We start from the raw sequence: 1049 nt of genomic DNA on the forward strand, positions 1-1049 counted from the left end.
GGTCGTAGCCGAGGGTGCGGTCGTCGCCGCCGGCGGTCGCGATCGAGACGGTCTTGTCGGCCGAGGAGATCGCGGTGACCTTGCCCTGGATCACGCGGGTCTTGCGCAGCGCACGGGGCAGCTCGACGGTGACGTCCTTCGGTGCGATGTGGCCACCGGCGACCTCGGGCAGGAACGGCAGGTACGTGTAGTAGGTGTTCTGGTCCACCAGCGTGATCCGCATGGGCACCGTGGCCGCGTGCTTCTGGAGCTGCTTGACCGTGGCGTAGCCAGCGGAGCCGCCGCCGAGGACGAGGACGTGAGGGATCGAGTCTGCCATTCCTCCGGTCTACCGGACTTTGGCTTGGCGCGTCATGAGTTCCGCGGCCTGTCGCGGAGCCGCCACCACGCGGTCTCGGCGAGTTCGGGGCCCGTGAACACTCCGTGCGGGGTGCGGCGGGACTCGGTGAGCGAGAAGCGGCGCAGCCGGTAGCCGCCGCCGAAGCGGTCGATGATCGCCTCGGGCGACGCCTCGGGATCGCGTTTGACGTACCAGGTGCGATCGTCGACCGGCTCGATCACGCCGCCGTCACCGACGTCCGCCGATGCGGGAGCGCAGGATGTCGATGCGCTTCTGGATCTGCTCGATGCTCGCCTGTGCCACGGCCGGGCCACCGCTGATGCGCCGGAGTTCGGCGTGGATCGATCCGTGCGGCTCGTTCGAGTGACGGGACCAGATCGACACGAGCCGGGCGAGCTCGGTCCGCTGTTCCTTGATCGTCATGTACATCGGGCGGTCGGGCTCGGGCGCCTTGGGCAGGCCGTCCTTGGCCGTCCGGCCCTTGGACCGCTTGGCCTGGGTCGCCTGCCGGGCGCGCAGGAGGTCGCGCACCTGGTCGGGTTCGAGGAGCCCCGGGATGCCGATGAAGTCGAGCTCCTCGCGGGAACCGACCTCGCCGCCGGTACCGAACTCGCCGCCGTCGTAGAGGACGCGGTCGAAGGACGCCTGCGAGTCGAGCGCCTCGAACGGCTGGACCTCGAGCAGGCTCTCGGACGCACGGTCTTCCTTG

2 protein-coding genes and 1 pseudogene are annotated in these 1049 nt (G+C 69.8%); all 3 read right to left on the minus strand.

All coding sequences use genetic code 11. From position 1 onward, the window contains the following. The coding region (locus tag BACI9J_RS22455) for an FAD-dependent oxidoreductase (RefSeq protein WP_159736629.1) at positions 1–319 on the minus strand (319 nt) is incomplete at its 3' end. Between the two features lie 32 nt (positions 320–351). Continuing rightward, positions 352–561 carry a hypothetical protein gene (locus BACI9J_RS22460; RefSeq protein ID WP_017887301.1) on the minus strand — a complete coding sequence of 70 codons (210 nt, stop codon included), beginning with the start codon at positions 559–561 and terminating at the stop codon, positions 352–354. 7 nt (positions 562–568) lie between these two features. Then, positions 569–1049: pseudogene (locus BACI9J_RS22465) on the minus strand (ATP-dependent helicase); the annotation flags it as partial.

This window comes from Arthrobacter sp. 9V (genome assembly GCF_902506065.1).
Classification (GTDB): Bacteria; Actinomycetota; Actinomycetes; order Actinomycetales; family Micrococcaceae; genus Arthrobacter.